The sequence below is a fragment of the Maritimibacter sp. UBA3975 genome, from assembly GCF_002384975.1.
Classification (GTDB): Bacteria; Pseudomonadota; Alphaproteobacteria; order Rhodobacterales; family Rhodobacteraceae; genus Maritimibacter.
The window spans coordinates 532080-554020 of the sequence record NZ_DGCP01000009.1; the positions used below are offsets into that span (position 1 = coordinate 532080).

Consider the following 21941-nt stretch of genomic DNA (forward strand, 5'->3'; position numbering starts at 1 on the left):
TCAGGCGTAGCGCGCCCCTTCAGGATCGACGTAGCGGGTAAGGCGCCAGAACCGAAGCTGAAGGAAGACGGCCGCACAGGCGAGCCCGAGGACGAGGCCAAGCCAGACCCCCACGCCTTCCCATCCCAGCACGATGCCGAAAACGTAGGTCGTCGGTGCGCCGATGAGCCAGTAGCTTATCGCAGCGACGATGAGCGGCTGGCGCGTGTCCTGCATGCCGCGCAGGATCGAAATGGCGAGCACCTGCGCCGAGTCGACGAACTGGAACAGCGCGGCCATGGCGAGGAGCGTGGCGCCGATGGCGAGGATTTCACCGCGCAATGGGTCATCCGGGTCGATAAACAGCCCGATGAGCGTTTCTGGAACGGCAAGAAAAATCACCAGCGACACCACCGCGAAGCCGAACCCCAGGAGCCAGACCGCAACGGCCCCATCGGTGAGACCCTGACGGTCGCGCCGTCCGTAAGCCCGGCCCGCGCGCACGGTGGCCGCGTTGGACAGTCCAAGCTGCACCATGAAAGCGATGGTGGCGATCTGGAGCGCGACGCCATGCGCGGCAAGCTGGATGGTGCCGATCCACCCCATCACGATCGAGGAGAAATTGAACAGCCCGACCTCTGCCACCGTCGTCAGCCCGATTTGCCAGCCCATTCCTGAAACTTCGCGCAGCGCCTCGCCGTCGGGGCGCCAGAGCCTGCGGAAGAGATCATGGTCCGGGAAGGTGCGAATGGCGTAGACCGCGAGCCAGACCGCAGAGATGAGATTGACCCCGAGCGAAGCGATGGCCGCGCCGCGGATGCCCAGTTCGGGAAAGCCGAAGCTGCCGAAGATCAGCAGGTAGTTGAAGACGACGTTGGCGAGCGCCGCGCCGACGGTCACGCGGAACTGCACCCGCGTTTTCTCGAGCGCGGAGAGGTAGCCCTTGAGGACCATCACCGCGAGACCGGGCAGGATGCCGAACCCTGCGATGCGCAGGTAAACCTGCGCCATTCCCGCGATGTCCGGGTCTTGCCCCAGCGCGACGAGCAGCGGCTTGGACCAGATGAAGGCCGGCAGACAAAGTGCGCCTGCCCCGAGAGACACCCACAGGCCCATGCGCGTGACGCGCCGGATGCGCACCTCGTCATCATGCTCCGCCGCTGCCGCGACCAGCGGTGTGACCGCCCATGCGAAGCCGGAGATGAAAAGGAAAAACAGAATGTAAACAGAGGTGCCCAAGACCAGCGCCGCGAGCGCGCGCACGTCGTACCAGCCGATCATCAGCGTGTCGGTCGTCTGCACCGCGACCTGTGCGAGCTGGCTGCCTATAAGCGGCAGGCCAAGGGCCAAGTGGGCACTGGCATGACTGCGATATGTGGCGAGGCGGGACATGGGGGTCCTTTGCCATGAGGCGCAGGCGGGGGAAAGGGATTTGATCGGATGGTCGAAAACGGGGCGTGCCTGTTCCGGGCACCCCTCTTCATGGACTCGGCGTCACGCGCGCTCGGCCATCATCCTGACAAAACCGAGCCGTTGGAGCCAGGTATCGTTATATCTCAGGACCTTGCCGGAATGGCTTGCCGCTTGAGCGACGGTATCATGGCCGCAGCTGGTGCATGCCGCACCATTCAGCCGGGCTTTCGCGCGATCAGGTCGATGAGCGCTGACATGCCGGAATGACCGGCCCCCTCATCGAGCTCGGTCTCATAGGACTCGAGGCAGAGCACTTCCCACCCGGCGACAGCCTCTGCCAGCAAGTCTTCCGTGTAGAGGTTCTCCGCCACACCTGGTCCGCCGGTACCGTACTCCAGTTGCTTCGGCGTGTACCCGTGGATCATCAGCAGCCCGCCGGGAGCCACGGCGCGCTTCATGCCGTCGAAGACCGTGGCGCGATCCTCAGGCCCCATGAATTGAAAGAAGATGCCCGCGACGACGTCGTACTGCGTGGCGTCCCAATCCCAGTCGAAAATGTCAGCCTCGACGAACTCGACCTCGACGTGATGCGCCCGCGCGAGCTTGCGTCCCTTGGCAATGGCGTTGGGTGCGGCCTCCATCGCCGTGACGCGCAGGCCCTTTCGGGCCATGAATACGGAATTGCGTCCTTCGCCATCGGCCACGGCGAGCGCGGTCATCCCCGATTCGAGGTAGTCCTGCCGCGCGACAAGAAACTGCGAGGGCGCGGTGCCGAAGACGAAATCCTCGATAGCGTAACGGTCGTTCCACATAGCTGACGCCTCCTGTCAGGATCCGTTCATCAAGCCTATTGGCGAATGGGGTGTTGGGGGCCAGACTGCACCGAACTCGGAGGAGAGTGAATGGACAGCTTTCATGACCTCGTGCCCGGCTCCCGCGACTTTTTCGCACGGCTGGCTGCGAACAACGACCGGGAGTGGTTTGCGGCGCACAAGGCAGATTACGAGGCTGCAGTGAAGCGCCCCGCCGACCTGTTGCTCGACGATATCGCACAGCGGCTCGCTCGCGACATGGGCCAGACGGTCACGCCCAAACTCTACCGGGTGCATCGCGACGTGCGGTTTTCCAAGGACAAGACACCCTACAACACGCATCTGCACATGCAATGGACCGTGCAGGGCGCGCCCATAAGCTTCATGTTCGGAGCCTCTGCGAGCTATTGCAAGCTGGGCGTGGGGTCGATGGCCTTTCCCAAGGACGCCCTGCCCGGCTGGCGTGAGCGGGTGGCGGGTGGGCATCCGGTGGTGGCGCAGGCCGCCGCGCTGGAAGCCGCTGGGTGGGACATGTCGGACCCAGCGTTGAAGCGCGTGCCGACTCCGTTTCCGCCCGATCACCCGCAGGGGGCGCATCTGCGGCGCAAAGGCCTCGTCCTGTGGCATGAGGTGGATGCGGGCGAACAGGCGTCGCTGACCACGACGCTGCCGGCCCGTTTCGCCGAGGCGACCGGTTTCCAGAGGGCGCTGTCGGACGCGCTGGCCTGAGCCCCGGGATTTCCAGACCGAAGAAGAGCGAGCCCAGCGCTCAGGCGCCGGGCCGACCGCCCAGCTTGACCAGTAACGCCTTGGTGGCGAGACCGCTCGAGGGCATACCGTTGGCAGCCTCGAACGCGCGGATGGCCGCTTCGGACTTGGCACCAATAACGCCGTCCGTGCCATCGGTGTCGAAGCCCTTGGAGGTCAGCCGGCGCTGGATGTCCTTGCGGTCTTCGAGCGTGAGGCCCTGCGGATCAGGGCCGAAGTTGCCCCGGATCGGGCCGCCGCCTGCGATCCGGTCACCCAGATGACCCACGCCAATCGCGTAGGAGGTCGCGTTGTTGTAGCGCTTGATGACATCGAAGTTCTTGAACACCATGAACGCCGGACCGCCGCCGCCGGCGGGTTCGATCACGCGGGCGGCGCCGTGATTGGGCACCGTGCCGCCGTTCATGTCGCGCACGCCCATCGACGTCCAGGTGCTCACGCTCCGGCTGTTGGAAAAGCCGGCCTGCGAGCGGTCGAAGCCCTCGGGCAATTTCACCTCGACACCCCACGGCTGTCCCTTGGTCCAGCCGAACTGGCGCAGGTAGTTGGCGGCGGAGGCCAGCGCGTCGGTCGGATCGTCAGCCCAGATGTCGCGCCGCCCGTCGCCGGTGAAGTCCACGGCATAGGCGAGGTAGGAGGTCGGCATGAACTGCGTATGCCCCATCGCGCCGGCCCATGAGCCGCGCATGTTCTCGGGCGTGGTGTCGCCGGCGGCCAGGATCTTGAGCACCGCGAAGAGCTGTTTTTCGAAGAAATCCTTGCGCCGCCCGTCGTAGGCGAGCGTGGACATGGCCGAGACGATGTGAACGTCACCGCGCCGCGTGCCGTAGGAGCTTTCCATGCCCCAGATCGCCGCGACGACCTTCGCGTCGACGCCGTACTGGCTTTCGATGGACGAGAGCTTGCCCGAAAGCGCGCGGAAATTGGCGCGTCCGTTGCGCACGCGCTCGTCGCTGGCTGCGATGGCGAGGTAGTCTTCGAGCGTACGCGTGAATTCCGTCTGCTTGCGGTCCCGCTCAATCACGCCGGGGAGGTAGCCGGCCCCGCGAAACGCGCGATCGACGACGGGTTGGGCATACCCCGAACCCACGGCCCGGTTCTTGAAGCTTACGACCCAGGAATCGTATCCCGCGTTGGACGCCGTCTGAAATGACGAGGACGAGGTCGAGGCCACGTTGCTCGCCCCACCGATCGGTCCGGCTGCACGACCGCAAGCGGTGAGCCCCGTCAGCGCGAGTCCGCCCAGCGCAAAGCCGCGCCGTGATAGTTTCGTGATCGTCATGCCTGCCCCCGGCCGTTTCGGGTTTCATTTTGCGAAACAATAGCGCGGACAGCGGTTTGGGCCAAGGCTTCCAACGCGGGCCGCGATGATCGTCGGCGAGCTTACGCCTTGCCGGCACCCGACCCCTTCGGTCCCGCCTTCTGTCGCGCACGGAAGCGGCGCTGGAACCCCGCGACGAGGCGTGGGTATTGTCCCGGAAACGCCCGAACGAGCAGATCGAGCCAGAAGGCGCGCGGGGTGATGAGAATACGCCAACGCCCACGCGCAACCCGGTCGAGGATCTTCTTCGCCGCTGCCTCGGGTGACATGCGCAGCATCGTCTCGTAGTGCAGGTCGATGGCATGGCGCACCTGCGCCTGACGCTCCGGCGACAGTTGGTCGAAATCGGGCGGCAACATCCGCACGATATTCGTGGCGATCCCGCCCGGCAGGACGAGCGACACCTGCACCGGATGGCGCGCGTCCAGCATCTCGACCTGCACGGATTCGGTGAAGCCACGCACCGCGAATTTCGACGCCGAATAGGCTGACGCCTGCCCCATCGCGAGAAATCCGTTGATGCTGGAAATGTTGCAGACGAGCCCTGCCCCGCTCTCGATCAGATAGGGCAGGAACGTTCGGGTCCCGTGGATGACGCCCCATAGGTTCACCCGGAACACGCCAAGGAAGTCGGCGTTCTTCGTGCGCACGAGCGGCTTTTCCCCGACCGTCAGGCCCGCATTGTTGTAGATCTGGTGGATCACCCCGAAACGCGCGTTCACCTCGGCAGCATGGGCGCGCATTGTTGCACCGTCAGAGACGTCCAGTTGCCGGTGCAGAACCTCGACGCCCGCAGCGTCCAGCAGCCGCGCGGTTTCCGCGACCGTCTCACCATTAATATCGGAGACCGCGAGTTTCGCGCCGCGCGTTCCGAGATCAAGGGCCAGCGCCCGGCCCAGTCCGCTGCCAGCGCCGGTCACCACCGCGACCTTGTTCGTGTAATATCCCACGCCTGCCCCGCGTCCAACCTGTCCCGACGGAACGATTACCCCGTCAGAGCGGAACGGTCCATATTCTCGCGCCTCAGGGCGTCGAGCGCCGCAGATCCGGGTGAAGGCTCGCGCCAAGGATATGGTCGGCCCCGTGGATCACATGACTGGCGTGGCCCACGATCAGCGGGTCCGGGGCGGTTGCGATGTCGTGGTCCTTGTCCGGGTAGTCGATGGTCGACAGGAAGTGGCGCATGGCCTCCAGCCGCGCGCGTTTCTTGTCGTTGGACTTCACGATGGTCCAGGGCGCGTCGGCGGTGTCGGTGTAAAAGAACATCGCCTCCTTCGCTTCGGTGTAGTCGTCCCATTTGGAGAGCGAAGCCTTGTCGACCGGCGACAGCTTCCACCGCTTGAGGGGATCGCTCTCGCGCGCCTTGAAGCGACGCGCCTGTTCCTCACGCGTGACGGAGAACCAGTATTTGTAAAGCCGGATGCCGGAGCGCACGAGCATCCGCTCGAGATCCGGCACCTGGCGCATGAATTCCAGGTATTCGTTTGGGGTGCAGAACCCCATCACCCGCTCGACGCCCGCGCGGTTGTACCAGGACCGATCGTAGAGAACCATCTCGCCCGATGTTGGCAGATGTTCGAAATAACGTTGAAAGAACCACTGTCCCTTTTCGCGGTCCGACGGCTTGTTCAGCGCGACCACCCGGGCCTCGCGCGGATTGAGGTGTTCCATGAAACGCTTGATGGTGCCGCCCTTGCCGGCGGCATCGCGACCCTCAAAGAGCATGACGAATTTCTGGCCGGTCTCGCCCGCCCATTTCTGGACCTTCAGAAGCTCGGCCTGAAGCTGGGCCTTCTGTGTCTCGTAATCCTTGCGATCAAGCTTGCCCTCGTAAGGGTACTCACCATTTTCGAAAGTCTGCCGGATGAGGTCCGAGGTCACCTTGGGAAAGCTCGTCACGCGTCCCTCGCCTGCGCTTTCCGTCGTCGTTGCCGTGTCGCGCGCCATGTTGCTCTCCTGTCCTGATTGGGACGATTGTACGCCCCTCAAGCCCTGTGCGCCTTGATACCGGTCAAATCTTGCCGCGCTCGAAAGGTCAGGCTAGGCTCACCCCCATGATTGCCTGACCACATACGTTTCGCGCTTTTCTGTGAACAGGACAGCCGTGCACGACACGGATTGTCCGGCAATCGAAAGACACCAAATGATCGGATATATTACCCTCGGGTCGGACGACCCGCATGGCGCAGCCCCGTTTTATGACGCCGTGTTCGGCGCGCTCGGCGGCACACGGTCCCACACGACCGAAACGCTAGCCGCATGGGACTTCGGCCCGTTACGACCTCAGGTCATGCTGACCGTCCCTTTTGAAGGGGCGGCGGCTAGCGGAAACGGCTCCATGGTCGCGCTCATGGCCCCTGATCCGGAAACGGTCGACCGGGTCCATGCGCTCGCCCTGAACCAGGGCGCTGCTGATGAAGGCGCACCGGGACCACGCGGGCCCGACTTCTACGCCGGTTACTTCCGCACCCCGGACGGTCACAAGATGAACCTCTTCGCAGTCGGTTGACGAAAAAGCCCCGCCGGGCGCGAACCCGGCGGGGCAATCCGGCCGCTGCGCGCGCCCTAAAGCGGTTTGTCGCACCGCACCGTGACATGAGCCGTGCCGCGACAGGCCTGCGGCCAGACAAGCTGAACGAATCTGTTCTGTGCCCCGGCATTCACGTTCACATAGGGCAGCCCGTCGACGCGCCCGTTGGAGCCGTTCTTGATTTCGCCCTCGGTCACGACCGACGAGACCGCGCGCGCATTGGCCCCGAACGGGAGGTAGCCCGAGGGGTTCAGGGTCCAGGTCGTCGCGTTGGAGGACTGGTTGAACTCGAGGCAGACAGGACTGATCGTGCGCTGGCTGATGCCATTGAAGTTGTTGCGCTCGAACGTGATGTTGCGGAACCTCCAGTAATCCGGCCCGGCGTGGGTCGTGTCCCATTCCTCCACCCGCTGCACGGTTCCGGTCGAGGAGTAGAACGAGTTCTCGTTCACCTGGAAACCGGACAGGAAATGCCCGCTGCCATAGGGTTTCACCCGGATGAACCGGAAGCTCGAAATCGCGTCGGAGCAATAGAAGATATTGCCGGTGATCGTCAGCCCGCCGAACCCGTATTCATTCGAGAAATCGGGCTTGGCGTCATGCTCGTTGGTCCATTCGATCGCGCAGTTATCGATGTAGTTGCTGGTGACGGTGGACACGCAGGCCTCCCGCGTGAAAACCAGCCCGGCGATCCGGGGAGCGTTCGAGAAATCGTCGCCCTGAAAGAAGTGGTTACCGGTGATCATGTGGCCAGTGCCGTTGATGATGGCGGAAAGGCCCATACGCTGGAACCGGCAATCGCGGATCTTGGAGTCGTTGGCGTTCACATTGAACCCGACGCTCACCCGCTGGTCGGCCGCGACACCCTGCTCGGAAGAAATCCACTGACACTGCTCGAGGTGCAGGTCCTGACATGCCCGACCGGCCGAGGTGATGCCCTTGTGCTTGGGTTTGACGAAGAAGCAGTCCTTGAACTGGATGTTCTCACCCTCCTTGGAGAGCATGACGCCGTTGCAATAACCGTTCATCTGGAACTCGACCTCCGAGAAGGTCAGACGGCGCAGGTTCTCGAACCCCATGAAGTCGAGGATGTATTTGTAGCGGGTGAAGGTGTAGCCCTGCGTGGAGTTGGGACCGTACAGCGGCTGGCTCAGTTGCAGCGTCCCTGCCCCGACGTTCACCGATTTCACATAGACTTCGCGCCCCACGCCATTGCCGGTGACCTGGCTGCCCGGCTGAATCTGGCTCGCGTTCGTGAGGCCGGTGATCTGAAGCGGGTTGTTGGGGTTGTAGCTGCCCTGGCTGCTGGCCACCTCCGGCTCCCATGCGGGATCATCCTGCGCATAGAACTGCCCGTTGCGGATCACGCGCCGGATCAGGAAGGTGTCCGCCGTGTTGAGGGCATCCTGCATGTCGATCGGACCCCAGAGGTTGATCGTGCGGCCCTTGAGGTCGAACCCGTCGTGGTCCGAGAAATTCATCAGCGCCTGAAAACCGCGGCGGAACGCCTCCACCTCATCCCCGAAGGCGTCGATATAGGTGGGCAGGTCGAAGTTGCGGATCAGCGCCAGATGCGCACCCGCCGGCATGTTCACGGTTCCGTCGAAGCGCACCTTGTTCTGGATCGTGAGGGTGGAGCCGATGTGGTAATTGCCGTCGGGCACGACGACCGTGCGCCCGTCCGCGTCGGCATCTGCGGCGGCGAAAGCCGCACGGTCGTCGGTCGAGCCGTTGCCCACCGCGCCATAATCGCGCACGTCCACCACATCCAGGATGTCGCGCAGAAACGTCCCGGTCACATCTTCGATCTCGATGTCATCCACGCGCACGATACCGCCCGAGGCGCCGATCAGGTCGATGCCGAAATGGCCATATTCCGGCGCCGCTCCCCAGATCATGTCGACGCCGTCCCGGTTGCCTGCCGCGACGATCCCCGTCACCGTCACGACCTCACCGTAGCTGTCGAGCGTGACGGTGGGCGCCGTCTCGTCCAGTCCGCCCACATGGCTGTTCGATCCGTCCATCGCATAGCCCGCGACGCGGACCGAGGGGAACGCCCCGCTCATTGCCTTCACGCGGGCGGTAATGCGCAAATAGGTGCCCGGCAGTATCGGCGTCTGGCCGGTCCAGCGCAATTTCTGCGTGCTTTCTGTCTTCAGAAGTTCGAGGCAGCCGCCGAAATCTTGGTCCGAGGGGACGAAAGCGGCGTTCGCGGCCCCGTTGTAGGTGGCGGACCCGGCGGTCCCGTTCTCGCTGGACCACTGGTCCAGCCCATCCACGAAGGGCGACGGCATCAGGTCGAGGTTGGTGCTCATGGGGGTCCCTTTCCGGTCAAGCTGTGCGAACGCCACGCGCCGCACCCATCGCGAAAAGGGCTACCCTGCCTGCCTTAACCGGCCTTGAGGCCACCGTACGCTGCCTGCGGCCGCACGGCTCGCAAACGCGAGCGCGTTCCTTATGGGAAAACTCAGTCCAGAATCCATCGGAAGGCCCGGCGCAGCTCCGCCACGCCCTCGCGGTCGTACCAGCGTCCGTGCGCAAGGATCACCCGCTCTGGCCGCCAATTGATCATGCGCTCCACGTCCGCGCGAAGCGCGTCTCGCCCCTTGCGGAACGTCGCGCGCATGTCGCGGGGCATCTTGCCGTCCGGATCGGCCACGCCCACGAGCGGGACCACCGGGCGCAGCCACCACGGCAATTTCCGTGGCTCAAAATTCTCGATGAGATCGGTAAGGATCAGCGTCCGACTCGCCCGGTGATGAAACACTGCCTCGCGGTGCACGTCGCTGCCGCGGACGATCAACTGGTCAATCTCGCCCTCCCATGCCGACGGAGGTTCCCGCGTCAGATCATGGTCGAAGGCGACATCCAGTCCGTGCTTGCGCGCCCGCGCCGCGACACCGGGCGCGGCCCAACTCTTGGCCTCGGGGAACGCAGCCTGCCACTGCGCGACATAGGCGTAGTGAATCCAGTTCGGCGCGACGAGATGCGCCACCGGGCCAAGCGCCATGACCCGTTTCTTCAGCTCATCGTCTAGCCGGGTTGGCGAGTGAACCCATAAAGCCCCGTTCGCGAGCCGGACAATGGTCGCCCGAGTGGAAAACGGTAGACCGTAGAACCGAATAGCCGGCCCATCCACGACCCAGATATCGTCTGCCACGGGCTTGGGCGTGTCGAGTGGCTCGTAACCAGTGCCGTTCATCGACCTAAGGAGGCGGGAACGGGATCTGGATAGTTGCGCAGATAATCCGTCATTTGCCAGCGGATCAGATAGTCCGCTGTGTAGGTCTGAACCTCGACACCAAAATAGCGTGCCGCCTTTTCGACCTGCATTTCAAAACGGTCTTCAGTGCGATTGGTGTCGATTATGGCGATGGCCGGAATCTTGCCGCTGATGTCCGCGGCGACGCCAGCTTGATGCAAACTGTCAAACGAAGAGCGCCTGTCCAGACCGAACTCCCAGACATGAGTGTCCGTCTCGCAGTCGAAGTAGGTAGAGTATTCTCCAAGCTCACCATACGAGAAATTCTCATAGCGATGATGGGATTCCGCCTCGCCCTTGAGGACGAGCACGCACAATATTGCGCCTAACAGGTCTTCGTTCATAAGTTCATCTCCCCCCAGCAATCATGCAGAGATAGGGAGAGATGACGCGGACGTTAACCTTTTGTTAACACTTTTTCACCGCCTTCAAACGCCGATACCGGCCTCGCGGATGAGTTGAACCCCGTCGATCAACCAGTCGCCTTCACGTTGGACCATCTTGTATTCAAGGACGTGGAACGTGCCGCCAGTGTCTTGGACCAGCACCTTTTGCCACAGCGCACCATTGCGCTCGTCGAGTTCGAGAAACTTGGTCGAGGCCGGAGCCCAGACCATCGGATAGCCGTTCTCGACCATCTGGCCGAAATTTGTGGCCGACCGGAAGAGCCCCTGGATCATCGGGGAGGCGTAGGAAAACGCCGTCTCGACATCTTCGGCAAGGAACGCGTCGAATTGATCGGAAATGACGCCCTGAATCGCGCCGGCATCTCCGTCCTGAGCGGCGGTCGGGCGCGGCAGGATCACCGCAAAGGTCAGGGCGATCACGAGAAGGATCTGTTTCATGGTATTGCCTCCTGTCTGATGAAGTTACGGGCGAGACGCCATGAGGGTTTCATCGGAAGGCGAAAAAGTTGACCCTTGGTCAGCCCCGCGCAGGAACCGCTCGTCCGTCAAGGGGTTGAGCTTCATAACGGAATCGTGCGCCCACGCGGCGAATTGTCCAGTCGCACCGGAGGAGGTGGCGCACCTAAATTGTATCGGGAAGTCAGGTTAAGGCTGCGTCCTGCCACAAGGAGACAGACATGCTCGCCAGTTTCGACGCGATCCTCCTCGCCCGTATCCAGTTCGCCTTTACGGTGTCCTTCCACTTTCTGTTCCCTGCCTTCACCATCGGGCTGGCGTCTTACCTGGCCGTGGTGAACGCGCTCTGGCTGTGGACCAAGGACCACAAGTACCTTGATCTTTTTCGCTACTGGGTGAAGATTTTCGCGCTCGCCTTCGCCATGGGCGTCGTCTCGGGCATCGTCATGTCCTACCAGTTCGGCACCAACTGGTCGGTGTTTTCGGATAAGGCCGGTCCCGTGATCGGTGCTCCGATGGCCTACGAGGTGCTCTCGGCCTTCTTCTTGGAAGCCGGGTTCCTCGGCATCATGCTTTTCGGGCGCGAGCGCGTCGGACCGGGGCTGCACATGACGGCGACCGCCATGGTGGCCATCGGCACGTTCATCTCGGCCTTCTGGATCCTGTCGGTGAATTCGTGGATGCACACACCCGCAGGCTTTTCGATCGACCCGGACACCGGGCAATTCATGCCCGAAGACTTCTGGCAGGTGATCTTCAACCCGTCCTTCCCCTACCGGCTCGCCCATACCATCACCGCCGCCTACCTCACGACCGCCTTCATCGTCGGTGGCGTCGCGGCCTGGCACCTGCTCCGGCGGCGGCGCGAGGGCGCTGAGTCGTCCCCCGCGACCCGCACCATGTTCTCGATGGCGATGTGGATGGCGACCATCGTGGCGCCCGTCCAGATTTTTCTGGGCGACCTGCATGGGCTCAACACGCTCGAACACCAGCCGGCCAAGGTCATGGCTATGGAGGGTCACTACGAGAGCCACCCGGATGGTGCGCCGCTTTACCTGTTCGGCATCCCGAACGACGCGGAGCAGCGGCTCGACTATGCCATCGGCATCCCGAAGCTTTCCTCGCTGATCCTTAAGCACGGCTGGAACGAGCCGCTGGACGGGCTGGACACGATCCCGGACGAGGATCAACCACCCGTGGGCATCGTTTTCTGGTCGTTCCGGATCATGGTCGCCATCGGCTTCGCCATGCTGGGGCTTGGCCTGTGGTCGCTCTGGGCGCGCTACCGGGGGCGGCTGTTCTACTGGCCCTGGCTGCACCGCGCAGCCGTCGCGATGGGCCCCTCTGGCCTGGTCGCCGTGCTTGCCGGGTGGGTCACGACCGAGGTTGGGCGCCAGCCCTTCACGGTCTACGGCCTTCTGCGCACCGCCGACAGCGCGGCGCCGCTGGACGCGCCCGCTGTGGGCACCTCGCTCATCGCCTTCATCGTGGTCTATTTCGCCGTCTTCGGCGCAGGAACCTTCTATATCCTGAGGCTGATGGCGAAACCGCCAACACCTGACGAGCCACGACTTAAGGACGTCGCGGACGGACCGACCCGTGCGGCGGGCATCACGCCCGGCACGCATGGCCACCAGCCGGGAGAGTGACATGCCTATCGTATCCGACATCTCCTTCGACCTGACGACCATCTGGGCCTTCATCATCGCCTTCGCGGTGCTGGTCTATGTCGTGCTCGACGGCTTCGACCTTGGCATCGGCATCCTGTTCGCCGCCGAACGCAAGAAGGACAGCCGCGACGTGATGATGAACTCGGTCGCGCCGGTCTGGGACGGCAACGAAACCTGGCTTGTGCTGGGCGGCGGCGGGCTGTTCGCGGCCTTCCCGCTGGCCTACTCCATCGTCCTACCTGCGCTCTATGCGCCACTGATCGCCATGCTCCTCGCCCTCATTCTGCGGGGCGTTTCGTTCGAGTTTCGGTGGAAAGCCAACACAGGGCGCTGGATCTGGGACGCGGCCTTCATCGCGGGCTCCACGCTTGCGGCGTTCGCACAGGGCGTGGCTCTCGGCGGTCTCCTCCAGGGCATTGACGTGAACGAGGCCGAACGCGCCTATGCCGGCGGTTGGTGGGACTGGCTCACCCCGTTCTCGGTTTTCGTCGGGTTCGCCGTGGTGGTGGGCTACGCGCTCCTCGGTGCGACGTGGCTGGTGATGAAAACCACCGGCGACCTTCAGGAGCGGATGCGGACCCGCGCATGGCACCTGGGCATCGCCACCGTGATCTTCATCGGCTCCGTCTCGATCTGGTCGCCCTTCCTGCAGGATGGGTATTTCGCCCGGTGGTTCGAGGGCTGGCACATCCTTTGGGCCGTTGCGGTGGCAGCGGTCGTGCTCGGCCTGACGTGGGCGCTCTTTCGCGCGCTCCATGTGCACCGCCACGACCACTGGCCGTTCTTCTCGGCTCTCGGTCTGTTCATCGTGAGCTTCATCGGGCTGGGCCTGACGATGTATCCCTACATCATCCCCACCGAAATCACGATCTATGAGGCTGCCGCCCCGCGCGCAAGCCAGGTGTTCATGCTCGTCGGCGCAGGCGTGCTGATCCCGATCATTCTGGGCTACACCGCCTATGCCTATTACGTTTTCCGGGGCAAGATCGACGTGGATTCCGGGTATCACTGATGGATGACACAGGTGACGAAAGACGACCCAAGAAGCCGCTGCGCCGGGCGCTCTGGTTCGTGGGGCTCTATTTGGTAAGTGTGCTTGCCATTGGCACCGTAGCGTGGCTCATCCGGCTCTGGATCGTCTGACTCGTGGCCGGGGTGCGGTGGCGTAAGCCGCGCACTCTGCCCGCAGCGAACTGTCAGGCGACCAGCTCACCCGCGAGCGCTCGGTTTATGAGCGTAGTCGTTTCAGCAACCCCGTAAAGGGCGATGAAGGAGCCGAAGCGCGGGCCCTGATCGGCGCCAAGCAGGACTTGATAAAGCGCCTTGAACCAGTCGCGCATGGGTTCGAACCGCTCACGGCCGCAGGCGAATACCTCACCCTGAAGACCCTCGGGGTCATTGCCCCCTTCCCACGCCGCAAGCCGGGCCCTGAGATCCTCAAGCGCCTCGCGCTCAAGATCGGTGGGCAGACGGTACGACTTCGTGGGCGCCACGAAATCCTCGTAGTACCGGACGGCATAGCCCGCCGCGGCATCGAGGTCCGGGTGGCTTTCGGGTGTCGCATCCGGCGCGTAATTGCGGATGAAACCCCAGAGCACCGACTTGTCATGGGCCGACGCGACCGAGGCGAGGTTGAGGAGCATCGAGTAGTTCACCACCATCCGGCTTTCGGGGACATCGCCCGCATGGATGTGATGCACGGGATTCGCGACCTGCTGCTCAGGGGTCTGGCCCGGATAGGCCGCGAGCTGCTGGTGATACTCGTCCATCGCCCGCGGGATCACGTCGAAGAACATACGCTTCGCCGTCTTGGGCTTCTGATACATGAAATAGGCGAGGCTCTCGGTCGAGGCATAGTTCAGCCACTCGTCGATCGACAGGCCATTGCCCTTGGACTTGGAGATCTTCTCGCCCTTGTCGTCGAGGAACAACTCGTAGGTGAAATGCTCCGGCGCCCGGCCGCCGAGCGCGCGGCAGATACCGTCGTAGATCGGCGTATTGGTCGAGTGATCCTTGCCGTACATCTCGAAATCGACATCGAGCGCGGCCCAGCGCGCGCCGAAGTCAGGCTTCCATTGGAGCTTCACGTTGCCGCCCGTAACGGGCAGCGTCCATTCACGCCCGGTCTCGTCGTCGAAGGTGATCGTGCCATCCTTGGCGTTCACCTCCTTGAGCGGCACATAGAGCACGCGCCCGGTTTCAGGGTGGATCGGCAGGAAGATCGAATAGGTCTGCTGGCGCTCTTCACGCAAGGACTTCAGCATGATTTTCATCACGTCGTCATAGCGCTCTGCCGCGCGCAGAAGCGTCTCGTCGAAGGCACCGGATTTGTAGAACTCGGTCGCAGAAAAGAACTCGTACTCGAACCCGAAGGTGTCGAGGAACCGGCGCAGCATAGCATTGTTGTGATGGCCGAAGCTTTCGTACTCGCCGAACGGATCGGGCACCGAGGTCAGCGGCTTTTGCAGATGCTCGCGCAGCATGTCGGCCTGCGGCACGTTGTCGGGCACCTTGCGCATCCCGTCCATATCGTCGGAAAAACAAATGAGCCGCGTCGGGATATCGCTGATCGTCTCGAACGCCCGGCGGATCATGGTTGTCCGCGCCACCTCACCGAAGGTGCCGATATGCGGCAGACCCGAGGGGCCATAACCTGTCTCGAACAGCACATGACCCTTCTCGGGCGGGGCCTTTTCATAGCGTTTCGCCAGCCGCCGCGCCTCCTCGAAGGGCCAGGCTTTCGAGTTCATCGCGGCGTCACGCAGATCAGACATTGTTCGGTTCCGGTTCATATCGTCGGGGCGCACCCCGCGCCCGTGGAAGCGTCTACCTATTGAACGGGATGATCCGGGTCAATATTCTGCAATGCAACAAAGAAAATCCAAGGAGGCCGCCGTGCCCGATCTTCCCAACGCTTTGACCCCCGAAGACTGCCTTATCGCGGTGATGCTGACCGTGTCGCTGTCGGACGGGCAGATCCGCACATCCGAACTGGTCCGGATCGAGGAAATCGTCGACCACCTGCCCGTTTTCGCGCAGTACGACGCGGACCGCATCAAGCAGGTGAGCCAGGCGGTCTTCGACCTCATGAGTGAAGAAGACGGGCTGGACGCGCTCTTCGGTCTGGTGCGTGAGAACCTGCCGGACCGGCTGTGGGAAACCGCCTATGCGATGGCCTGCGACGTGGCCGCCGCCGACACTGTTATGCGCGAAGGCGAACTCCGGTTGCTCGAAGAAATCCGCTACGAACTCAACATCGACAGGCTTCACGCCGCTGCCATCGAACGTGGGGCGCGCGCCCGTCACATGACGCTCTGATGCGCGCTTACTGCGCTGCGTCGTGCCGAAACCGCGTCCAGTGGGCCTTCTGTTCCACTCGGCCAAGCCGTCTGGGGTGAACGACCCTTGTGCGCGAATGGTGATGGCGGAGGGTGCGGCGAAATGAAACACTCTCGATCAAACGTGACCGCAACCCAATGAAGGACGCAGACATGCTCACCGATTTTCCGATCACCAAACGCTGGCCCGCCGAAGACCCGTCGAAAATTCAGCTTTATTCCCTCCCGACCCCCAACGGGATCAAAGTCTCGGCCATGCTCGAGGAAACCGGGCTCGCCTATGAGCCGCATCTCGTCAACATCATGGAAGACGACCAGTTCACGCCGGAGTTCCTGTCGCTTAACCCCAACAACAAGATCCCCGCGCTCATCGACCCGGACGGACCGGGCGGCCAGCCCCTCGGCCTGTTCGAAACCGGCGCGATCCTGATCTATCTCGCGGACAAGACCGGGTTGTTCCTGTCGCAGAATCCGGCAGAAAAATACGAGACGATCCAGTGGCTCATGTGGCAGATGGGCGGCGTCGGCCCGATGTTCGGGCAACTCGGCTTCTTTTACGCCTTCGGCGGCAAGGACATCGAGGATCCTCGCCCGCGCGAGCGGTACATCGGCGAGTCGAAGCGACTTCTGGGCGTTCTGGACAAGCGGCTGGACGGGCGCGAGTTCCTCATGGGCGACGATTACACCATCGCCGATATCGCGACCTGGCCATGGGTTCGCGGGCTGACCTCGGCTTACAAGGCCGACGACGTGCTGGAATTGGCGACGTTCGAGAACGTCCTGCGCTGGCGCGCGGCCTGCATGGCGCGACCCGCAAGCGAGAAGGCGGTCAATATCCCCGGCCGGCCCTGACGTTTCCAGACTGCGCGCGGGCAATCCCGCGCGCAGGTCTTGCGCCGGACCGGGCAGCGCCCGAAAGAACCGGCGGCTCAGGCGCCGTAGACCGTCATCCAGCGGTTAATGAACTGGTGTTGCAGCCAGCGTGACCGACCGGCCCAGCCGCGACCGCCCGGCGGACGTTCCCGTTCGGCCTTGGTCAGCGCGTTGCGCCGCTCCATGTCACTGGTGAAAATCGCAAAGGCGAGCACGTTGCCGTCCGGCGCCGTGACGTAGCCCGCGAGCGTCGAGACGAAGTTGAGCGTCCCGGTCTTTGCTTCGATCGCGTATCCCGCCTCGGGGTCGAGTTGCCCCTCCTCGTCTTTGGCGACCACCGTCTTCATGTGGCTGCGCAACGCACCGCCGGGCCCCGTACGCACGAGCATGTTCACCAGATCCTGAGGCGAAACGCGGCTCGTATCCCCCAGACCGGAGTGGTCCGTGAAGGCGGGGGCATCGGCACCCATCCTTTCGCGCATCCAGTCGCTCATCGCGGCGCCGGAGGCAGCGAGATCGGCCACGTCCAGTCCGCGGGCGCGGGAGGCGGCAAGGCCAAGCGCTTCGGCGGTTATGTTCGTCGAGTACTTGAGCATCCCGCGCACGATGTCCGAGAGGCTCTCGGATTGATGCACGACGATGGGCGCACCCTGAGCGGCATCCTCCTGAACACCGGGCTTTGGCAGGGTCACACCGTTGACCCGCGCCAGGGCCTGAAAGACTTCGCCGGCGTAGAGGTCCGGGCGACGCACCGGGAGCCATCGGGAGCCGCCGTTGCCCAGCGCGCTTTTGGCGACGGTCCACGCGTCCACGCCGCCCTCGGAGGCGGAATAGGTATAGACGGGCAGATCGCGGTCCACGACCTGCATCGTCGCCATTCTGACCGGCGGACGATAGCGGTCGGAGCGCGCGTCCATTTCGACCGCGTAGCCGTTGCTGCCTTTCGTCCATTGGAAATGAACGCGATTGAAATTGAGATTCAGCCCCGAAACCGCCGGGTTGTACCCGAGGTGATCGGGCTGGCCGGGGTCGATGGAGTTGACGTAGGGAAGCGCGCTGCCGTCGACCCGGAACGCCCCGCTGATGCCGGTAACTCCGAGTTTGGCGAGCTTCTGCGCCATACCGGCCAGCGCGTTGGTATCGAGCGTGGGATCGCCCGAGCCCACAAGGATGAGGTCACCTTGCACCTTGCCGTCGGAAATGCCGCCGGTCGCGACGAGCCGCGTCTCGAACACATGGTCCTGCCCGAGTGCGTCGAAGGCGTAAAGCGCCGTGACCGACTTGGCGACGCTTGCGGGAGGCATCGTGCGGCCGCCTTCGCGTTCCTCCAGTACGAGGCCCGTCCTGGCGTCTGCAACGACGAAACCCACCTGACCGTCCAGATTGGCCTGAGCGATGAGCGAGTCGATATCGGGTGCCACCGAACTGCGCCGGGGCGGCGGGCGGCCGGCCATGTCTCGGGGCATTGGACGAATGGAGGTAAGAGGGGCCTCGGCAATGGCTGTGGTCGCCAGCGCAGAGACTGCGCTGGTCAGGAACATGCGCCGTGAAACTCCCCCTGCCATGCGGTCGAGTAAAACCAAACGCGCCGGTCGCGACAAGTCCGATTCAGGAAACAATAGATCGAGAGTCTTATTTAATCGGTGCCGACGCGAGGTCAATTTTCCGGCACCGGCGCGTCAGTCGCGCCACTCACCCCGCGCGCGGATCTCGGACGACGAGTGCGGCCGCATCGGGACATTAATCAGGGTCCAGGCCGGGGGCATGTGATGGACGATCTTGCGGGCGTGGCGGCCCGGCACCCGGTAGTCGCGAAAGATCTGGGCGGCGGGTGAGGACCGGGCCGCACCCCGCTCGCCCGGGCGCGCGATCACACCCACGGGGAGCGCCGACATGATCCAGTCCCAGTTTTCCCAGCGGTGGAACTGGGCGAGGTTGTCAGCCCCCATGAGCCAGACGAAACGCACACCCGGATAAAGCTCGAAGAGCCGGCCCAGCGTCTCGGCGGTATAGCGCGTGCCAAGCAGGGCCTCGATATCCGTGATTGTCACACGAGGGTGCTGCATGATGTCCCGCGCACGGGTCAGACGCGCGTCCATGCTCCGCGGGCCTTTCGATTTCAATGGATTGCCCGGGCTCACCAGCCACCAGACCTCATCAAGGTCGAAACGTTTGAGCGCCTCGCGGGTAATATGCGCATGACCTTCGTGGGCGGGGTCGAAAGACCCACCCAGCAAACCGATCGTCCGGCCGGGTCGGCCAAGGGGCAGTTCGTGACGCATCGCGCCTGATTGGCCCGCGCGCAGGCAGAGTGTCAACGGCCTTTCGGGTTCTTGACCCGATCACGGCTTCCTGACAATAGTCAGGTAAAGTAACAGACCTGAGTCCGATAAGTGCCCCCGACCGACATCGACCGCATCCGCAGATTCCACCGCGCTGTCACCCGCGAGGCAGGCGTTATGGACCAGAGTTTCCTTGGTCGGGGAAGACCACTCGGCGCCGCTCGCGTGCTCAACGCCATCGGACGCGGCATCTGCGAGGTCGGGGCGATCCGAGACTACCTCGGTCTCGACAGCGGGTTGATGAGCCGGCTGTTGCGGGCACTGGAAGACGAGGGGCTCGTGACTACGTCCCCTGCCCCGTCGGACGCACGCCGCCGGATCGCGAACCTCACGCCGGCGGGCATGTCGGAGTTCGAGGCCTACGAGGCGTTATCGAACCAACGCGCGCAACGGCTTCTGGACCATCACCCGAACCGCGCCGACCTGATCGCGGCAATGGACCTGATCGCCTCTGCACTCGGCCAGCACGCCGTGACCTTTGAAGAGGTGGACCCGCGCGCGCCGGAGGCGGTCACCTGCCTCAACGCGTATTTCGCGGAACTCGCCCGGCGGTTCCGGACCGGGTTCGAAGTCCACCTGTCGAAAGATCCCGAGGCCGTGGACATGCTCCGGCCTAAAGGGGCCTTCTTCGTCATCATGTCCGATGGCCTGCCGATCGGGTGTGGTGGGGTGAAAGGCCACGACGGGACATGGGGCGAGGTCAAGCGCGTCTGGATCGATCCCTCGGCGCGTGGCCTGCGCCTCGCCGCGCGGCTGATGGAGCAAATTGAACGCACCGCACGCGACCTCGGGATGACGACGCTCAGACTGGACACGAACAGCCAGCTTCCCGAGGCGGTCGCAATGTATCGACGCCTCGGCTGGCGCGAGATCGACCGGTTCAACGACGACCCCTATCCGGACGTCTTTTTCGAGAAACGCCTGTAACCCGCCTGACGCAGCGGTGAGCCAACGCGAGCGGGGCGGCGCTTGACCGGTTCCCGGCGCTCGGCCATGCTTTTCGCAAAACAAAGCAGTCACAGGCGGACATTGTCGATGTACACCGGAGTCCCGGCCCTTCTGCGCCTTGCGCTTGCGTTTTCGCTGACCATCGCCGCGGCCCTGCCAACCTTTTCCCAAAGCGGCTGGAAACCGGGCCCCGACCGGACCGTGGTCGTCAAGGGGCTTGGCGATCCGGACGTGTCGTTCGACGGCAAACGCTACCTGCTCACCGGAAGCTGGGGGCCCAGCGGAAACAAGATCATCAAGATCTGGCGCACCCCAGACCTCGGAAAGGTGTTCTCTGCGGCCACTTACGACCCGTCGAAGGTCGACCGTAAACACGATTACTGCCGCATCTGGGCCCCCGACATTTCCCACACGACGACCGAGAGCACGATCACCTTCTCGGCCATGCAATATGAGGAAGGCGGCGAATGCCCCTGCCTGAATTGCCTGCGCGGGCAGCAGGACGTGACCACCTGGACCGCCACCGCACCGCTCGGCTCGCTCGACTTCGGGACACCGCAACCGATCAACGCAGGCACCCGCCTGCCCCGCACCCACAATCCGCGCGCCTGCCCACCCGAGGGCTGCAACCACGCGATCCGTATCGACTCGGCCACTTATCGAGGGGCGCTCGGGGATTGGTTCCTCTATACGTGGTTCAAGGACGGAAACAACGTCGCGGCTTTCCCGTTGAACCGCCCCGAGGCGGTGCGCAACATCCTGATCCCGCTCACGAATTATGCCAACCCGCTCTCCGACGCGACCTATGAGGAGCGGATCAACGAAGCGCCCGACGTCTTCATGCGCAACGGGCGCTCCTACCTCGTCTACAGCCGGGGCAGCACGCAGCGCTCCTATGGCCTGAGTTACCTCATGTCCGACGACAGTTTCGATTTCTCCAAGTCGGATGGGGTCTACAGCCTGTCCACCCCCGTTTTCTCCGAGACCGGACCGGGCTGCGTGAACGGAGACGGCAAAGGCAACTTCCGCCGCGAGCCGCTCGTCGAGAACATGGGCCATTCGTCGGTGATCGAACGAGGTGGGAACTACTATATCTATTTCCACGTCGGACGCTGGCGCGGCGAGAACTGCGCCGGGCTCGAACGCAAGGTGAACCGGCAACAACTGCGGTTCCGCCCGGACGGGACGATCGAGAGCCTGACCGACCTGTTCCTCGTCTGGTCGCGGATGCCGGGGCGGTATTACTCGCTCGACGTGAAGCTCAAGGACGGGACGTGGATCAAGCCCTGCGTGAGTTCCGCGATCCTCGGCCAGACACCCTCCTACCGGTTCACCGGGGTCTGCGCCTCGGCGAACAACCGGCTGGTCCACAAGTCCGAAATCGAGACGGTGCGCCTCGCCCATTCTGCGGATAATCGCTGGACCGACGGCAAAGGGGAAGGCGCGCGCAGCTTTGCCTATGACGGTGGAGAGTACCTTCTGCTGGAGGACGAAAGCAAAGGCAGCGCGCCTGTTTCGTTCACCTGGACCGAAACAGGACGTGCGAACGAACGCTTCACGCTGGACCTCGTACGCGGCAACAATTCGATCATCTCACCCTGCGCGGACGAGGACACGATGGGCCGCGCCCACGCATTCCGGTTCGATGGGGTCTGCCCGTCCCAGCCCGGTGGCGCAGTGGACGTGGCGCGGATAAAGTGGGTTCGGCTGTGTTCCACCTCGGCGTGGCGCAACATCGGCCCGGCCACCACGATCTGCAAACGCGTTCCCTTCGACCAGACGGCCAAGCGCATCCACATGGACATGGGCGGCGGCTGACCGC

The 21941-nt window shown here is 63.6% G+C and carries 21 protein-coding genes; 9 read left to right on the forward strand and 12 right to left on the reverse strand.

What is annotated here, in order from left to right; all coding sequences use genetic code 11:
• Positions 1-1371, reverse strand: a complete 1371-nt coding sequence (locus B2585_RS07670) for an MATE family efflux transporter (RefSeq protein WP_292021637.1) — start codon at positions 1369-1371, stop codon at positions 1-3.
• Between the two features lie 236 nt (positions 1372-1607).
• Positions 1608-2204 carry an SAM-dependent methyltransferase gene (locus tag B2585_RS07675; protein WP_292021639.1) on the reverse strand — a complete coding sequence of 199 codons (597 nt, stop codon included), beginning with the start codon at positions 2202-2204 and terminating at the stop codon, positions 1608-1610.
• A 90-nt stretch (positions 2205-2294) separates the two neighbouring features.
• Here B2585_RS07675 and B2585_RS07680 point away from each other — a divergent pair, with 90 nt between their 5' ends.
• Positions 2295-2933, forward strand: coding sequence for a TIGR02453 family protein (locus B2585_RS07680; protein ID WP_292021641.1), 639 nt, complete (start codon positions 2295-2297; stop codon positions 2931-2933).
• Between the two features lie 40 nt (positions 2934-2973).
• Here the strand turns inward: B2585_RS07680 and B2585_RS07685 are convergent, their stop codons facing one another.
• The 3 genes from B2585_RS07685 to ppk2 form a co-directional block, all read right to left on the reverse strand.
• Positions 2974-4254, reverse strand: coding sequence for a lytic murein transglycosylase (locus B2585_RS07685; protein ID WP_292021643.1), 1281 nt, complete (start codon positions 4252-4254; stop codon positions 2974-2976).
• A 101-nt stretch (positions 4255-4355) separates the two neighbouring features.
• Positions 4356-5243 carry an SDR family NAD(P)-dependent oxidoreductase gene (locus B2585_RS07690; protein WP_292021645.1) on the reverse strand — a complete coding sequence of 296 codons (888 nt, stop codon included), beginning with the start codon at positions 5241-5243 and terminating at the stop codon, positions 4356-4358.
• Positions 5244-5316: 73 nt separating this feature from the next.
• Positions 5317-6240, reverse strand: a complete 924-nt coding sequence (gene ppk2, locus B2585_RS07695; RefSeq protein WP_292021646.1) for a polyphosphate kinase 2 — start codon at positions 6238-6240, stop codon at positions 5317-5319.
• 196 nt (positions 6241-6436) lie between these two features.
• On the opposite strand from ppk2, the gene B2585_RS07700 reads away from it, so the two are divergent.
• On the forward strand, positions 6437-6802 hold the full coding sequence (locus B2585_RS07700; protein ID WP_292021648.1) for a VOC family protein: 366 nt from the start codon (positions 6437-6439) through the stop codon (positions 6800-6802).
• Positions 6803-6858: 56 nt separating this feature from the next.
• Here the strand turns inward: B2585_RS07700 and B2585_RS07705 are convergent, their stop codons facing one another.
• The 4 genes from B2585_RS07705 to B2585_RS07720 form a co-directional block, all read right to left on the reverse strand.
• Positions 6859-9138 (reverse strand): glycosyl hydrolase family 28-related protein, encoded by a 2280-nt coding sequence (locus B2585_RS07705; protein ID WP_292021650.1) that lies wholly within the window; start codon positions 9136-9138, stop codon positions 6859-6861.
• Between the two features lie 152 nt (positions 9139-9290).
• Entirely contained in the window at positions 9291-9983 is a 693-nt protein-coding gene (locus B2585_RS07710) for a DUF4336 domain-containing protein (RefSeq protein WP_292021651.1), read from the reverse strand.
• 38 nt (positions 9984-10021) lie between these two features.
• Positions 10022-10429 (reverse strand): hypothetical protein, encoded by a 408-nt coding sequence (locus B2585_RS07715; protein ID WP_292021654.1) that lies wholly within the window; start codon positions 10427-10429, stop codon positions 10022-10024.
• 84 nt (positions 10430-10513) lie between these two features.
• Positions 10514-10930, reverse strand: a complete 417-nt coding sequence (locus B2585_RS07720) for a DUF4864 domain-containing protein (protein WP_292021656.1) — start codon at positions 10928-10930, stop codon at positions 10514-10516.
• Positions 10931-11169: 239 nt separating this feature from the next.
• Here B2585_RS07720 and B2585_RS07725 point away from each other — a divergent pair, with 239 nt between their 5' ends.
• Genes B2585_RS07725 through B2585_RS07735 form a run of 3 tightly spaced genes read left to right on the forward strand, consistent with a single transcriptional unit; the run spans position 11170 to position 13761 of the window.
• The gene (locus tag B2585_RS07725; RefSeq protein ID WP_292021657.1) at positions 11170-12597 is read left to right on the forward strand and encodes a cytochrome ubiquinol oxidase subunit I; all 1428 of its coding nucleotides are present in this window, start codon (positions 11170-11172) and stop codon (positions 12595-12597) included.
• Position 12598: 1 nt separating this feature from the next.
• Positions 12599-13630 (forward strand): cytochrome d ubiquinol oxidase subunit II, encoded by a 1032-nt coding sequence (gene cydB / locus B2585_RS07730; RefSeq protein ID WP_292021659.1) that lies wholly within the window; start codon positions 12599-12601, stop codon positions 13628-13630.
• Entirely contained in the window at positions 13630-13761 is a 132-nt protein-coding gene (locus tag B2585_RS07735; protein WP_292021661.1) for a DUF2474 family protein, read from the forward strand. Before cydB ends, B2585_RS07735 begins: the two co-directional genes overlap by 1 nt.
• Before the next feature lie 53 nt (positions 13762-13814).
• On the opposite strand, the gene B2585_RS07740 is transcribed toward B2585_RS07735, so the two are convergent.
• The gene (locus B2585_RS07740; RefSeq protein WP_292021663.1) at positions 13815-15392 is read right to left on the reverse strand and encodes a lysine--tRNA ligase; all 1578 of its coding nucleotides are present in this window, start codon (positions 15390-15392) and stop codon (positions 13815-13817) included.
• A 91-nt stretch (positions 15393-15483) separates the two neighbouring features.
• On the opposite strand from B2585_RS07740, the gene B2585_RS07745 reads away from it, so the two are divergent.
• A complete protein-coding gene (locus tag B2585_RS07745; protein ID WP_414674043.1) occupies positions 15484-15936 on the forward strand; it encodes a tellurite resistance TerB family protein in 453 nt (150 codons plus the stop codon).
• Between the two features lie 158 nt (positions 15937-16094).
• Complete coding sequence (locus tag B2585_RS07750) at positions 16095-16808, forward strand: glutathione S-transferase N-terminal domain-containing protein (protein WP_292021667.1); 714 nt, start codon at positions 16095-16097, stop codon at positions 16806-16808.
• Positions 16809-16885: 77 nt separating this feature from the next.
• Here B2585_RS07750 and dacB read toward each other — a convergent pair whose 3' ends face one another.
• Positions 16886-18370, reverse strand: coding sequence for a D-alanyl-D-alanine carboxypeptidase/D-alanyl-D-alanine endopeptidase (gene dacB, locus B2585_RS07755; RefSeq protein WP_292021669.1), 1485 nt, complete (start codon positions 18368-18370; stop codon positions 16886-16888).
• A 138-nt stretch (positions 18371-18508) separates the two neighbouring features.
• Positions 18509-19111, reverse strand: coding sequence for a nicotinate-nucleotide adenylyltransferase (locus tag B2585_RS07760; RefSeq protein WP_292021672.1), 603 nt, complete (start codon positions 19109-19111; stop codon positions 18509-18511).
• Positions 19112-19222: 111 nt separating this feature from the next.
• On the opposite strand from B2585_RS07760, the gene B2585_RS07765 reads away from it, so the two are divergent.
• Both B2585_RS07765 and B2585_RS07770 read left to right on the forward strand, forming a co-directional pair.
• Positions 19223-20098 carry a bifunctional helix-turn-helix transcriptional regulator/GNAT family N-acetyltransferase gene (locus B2585_RS07765; RefSeq protein WP_292021675.1) on the forward strand — a complete coding sequence of 292 codons (876 nt, stop codon included), beginning with the start codon at positions 19223-19225 and terminating at the stop codon, positions 20096-20098.
• 108 nt (positions 20099-20206) lie between these two features.
• Positions 20207-21937 (forward strand): family 43 glycosylhydrolase, encoded by a 1731-nt coding sequence (locus B2585_RS07770; protein WP_292021676.1) that lies wholly within the window; start codon positions 20207-20209, stop codon positions 21935-21937.
• Positions 21938-21941: the final 4 nt, after the last annotated feature.

Bases quoted from the DNA above. Each gene is read 5' to 3' on its own strand.
- B2585_RS07725 (WP_292021657.1), top strand. From the start codon at position 11,170: ATGCTCGCCAGTTTCGACGCGATCCTCCTCGCCCGTATCCAGTTCGCC.
- B2585_RS07750 (WP_292021667.1), top strand. From the start codon at position 16,095: ATGAAGGACGCAGACATGCTCACCGATTTTCCGATCACCAAACGCTGG.
- B2585_RS07685 (WP_292021643.1), bottom strand. From the start codon at position 4,254: ATGACGATCACGAAACTATCACGGCGCGGCTTTGCGCTGGGCGGACTC.
- B2585_RS07720 (WP_292021656.1), bottom strand. From the start codon at position 10,930: ATGAAACAGATCCTTCTCGTGATCGCCCTGACCTTTGCGGTGATCCTG.
- dacB (WP_292021669.1), bottom strand. From the start codon at position 18,370: ATGTTCCTGACCAGCGCAGTCTCTGCGCTGGCGACCACAGCCATTGCC.
- B2585_RS07745 (WP_414674043.1), top strand. From the start codon at position 15,484: ATGCAACAAAGAAAATCCAAGGAGGCCGCCGTGCCCGATCTTCCCAAC.
- B2585_RS07700 (WP_292021648.1), top strand. From the start codon at position 6,437: ATGATCGGATATATTACCCTCGGGTCGGACGACCCGCATGGCGCAGCC.
- ppk2 (WP_292021646.1), bottom strand. From the start codon at position 6,240: ATGGCGCGCGACACGGCAACGACGACGGAAAGCGCAGGCGAGGGACGC.
- B2585_RS07670 (WP_292021637.1), bottom strand. From the start codon at position 1,371: ATGTCCCGCCTCGCCACATATCGCAGTCATGCCAGTGCCCACTTGGCC.
- cydB (WP_292021659.1), top strand. From the start codon at position 12,599: ATGCCTATCGTATCCGACATCTCCTTCGACCTGACGACCATCTGGGCC.
- B2585_RS07715 (WP_292021654.1), bottom strand. From the start codon at position 10,429: ATGAACGAAGACCTGTTAGGCGCAATATTGTGCGTGCTCGTCCTCAAG.
- B2585_RS07735 (WP_292021661.1), top strand. From the start codon at position 13,630: ATGGATGACACAGGTGACGAAAGACGACCCAAGAAGCCGCTGCGCCGG.
- B2585_RS07760 (WP_292021672.1), bottom strand. From the start codon at position 19,111: ATGCGTCACGAACTGCCCCTTGGCCGACCCGGCCGGACGATCGGTTTG.
- B2585_RS07705 (WP_292021650.1), bottom strand. From the start codon at position 9,138: ATGAGCACCAACCTCGACCTGATGCCGTCGCCCTTCGTGGATGGGCTG.
- B2585_RS07675 (WP_292021639.1), bottom strand. From the start codon at position 2,204: ATGTGGAACGACCGTTACGCTATCGAGGATTTCGTCTTCGGCACCGCG.
- B2585_RS07740 (WP_292021663.1), bottom strand. From the start codon at position 15,392: ATGTCTGATCTGCGTGACGCCGCGATGAACTCGAAAGCCTGGCCCTTC.
- B2585_RS07770 (WP_292021676.1), top strand. From the start codon at position 20,207: ATGTACACCGGAGTCCCGGCCCTTCTGCGCCTTGCGCTTGCGTTTTCG.
- B2585_RS07680 (WP_292021641.1), top strand. From the start codon at position 2,295: ATGGACAGCTTTCATGACCTCGTGCCCGGCTCCCGCGACTTTTTCGCA.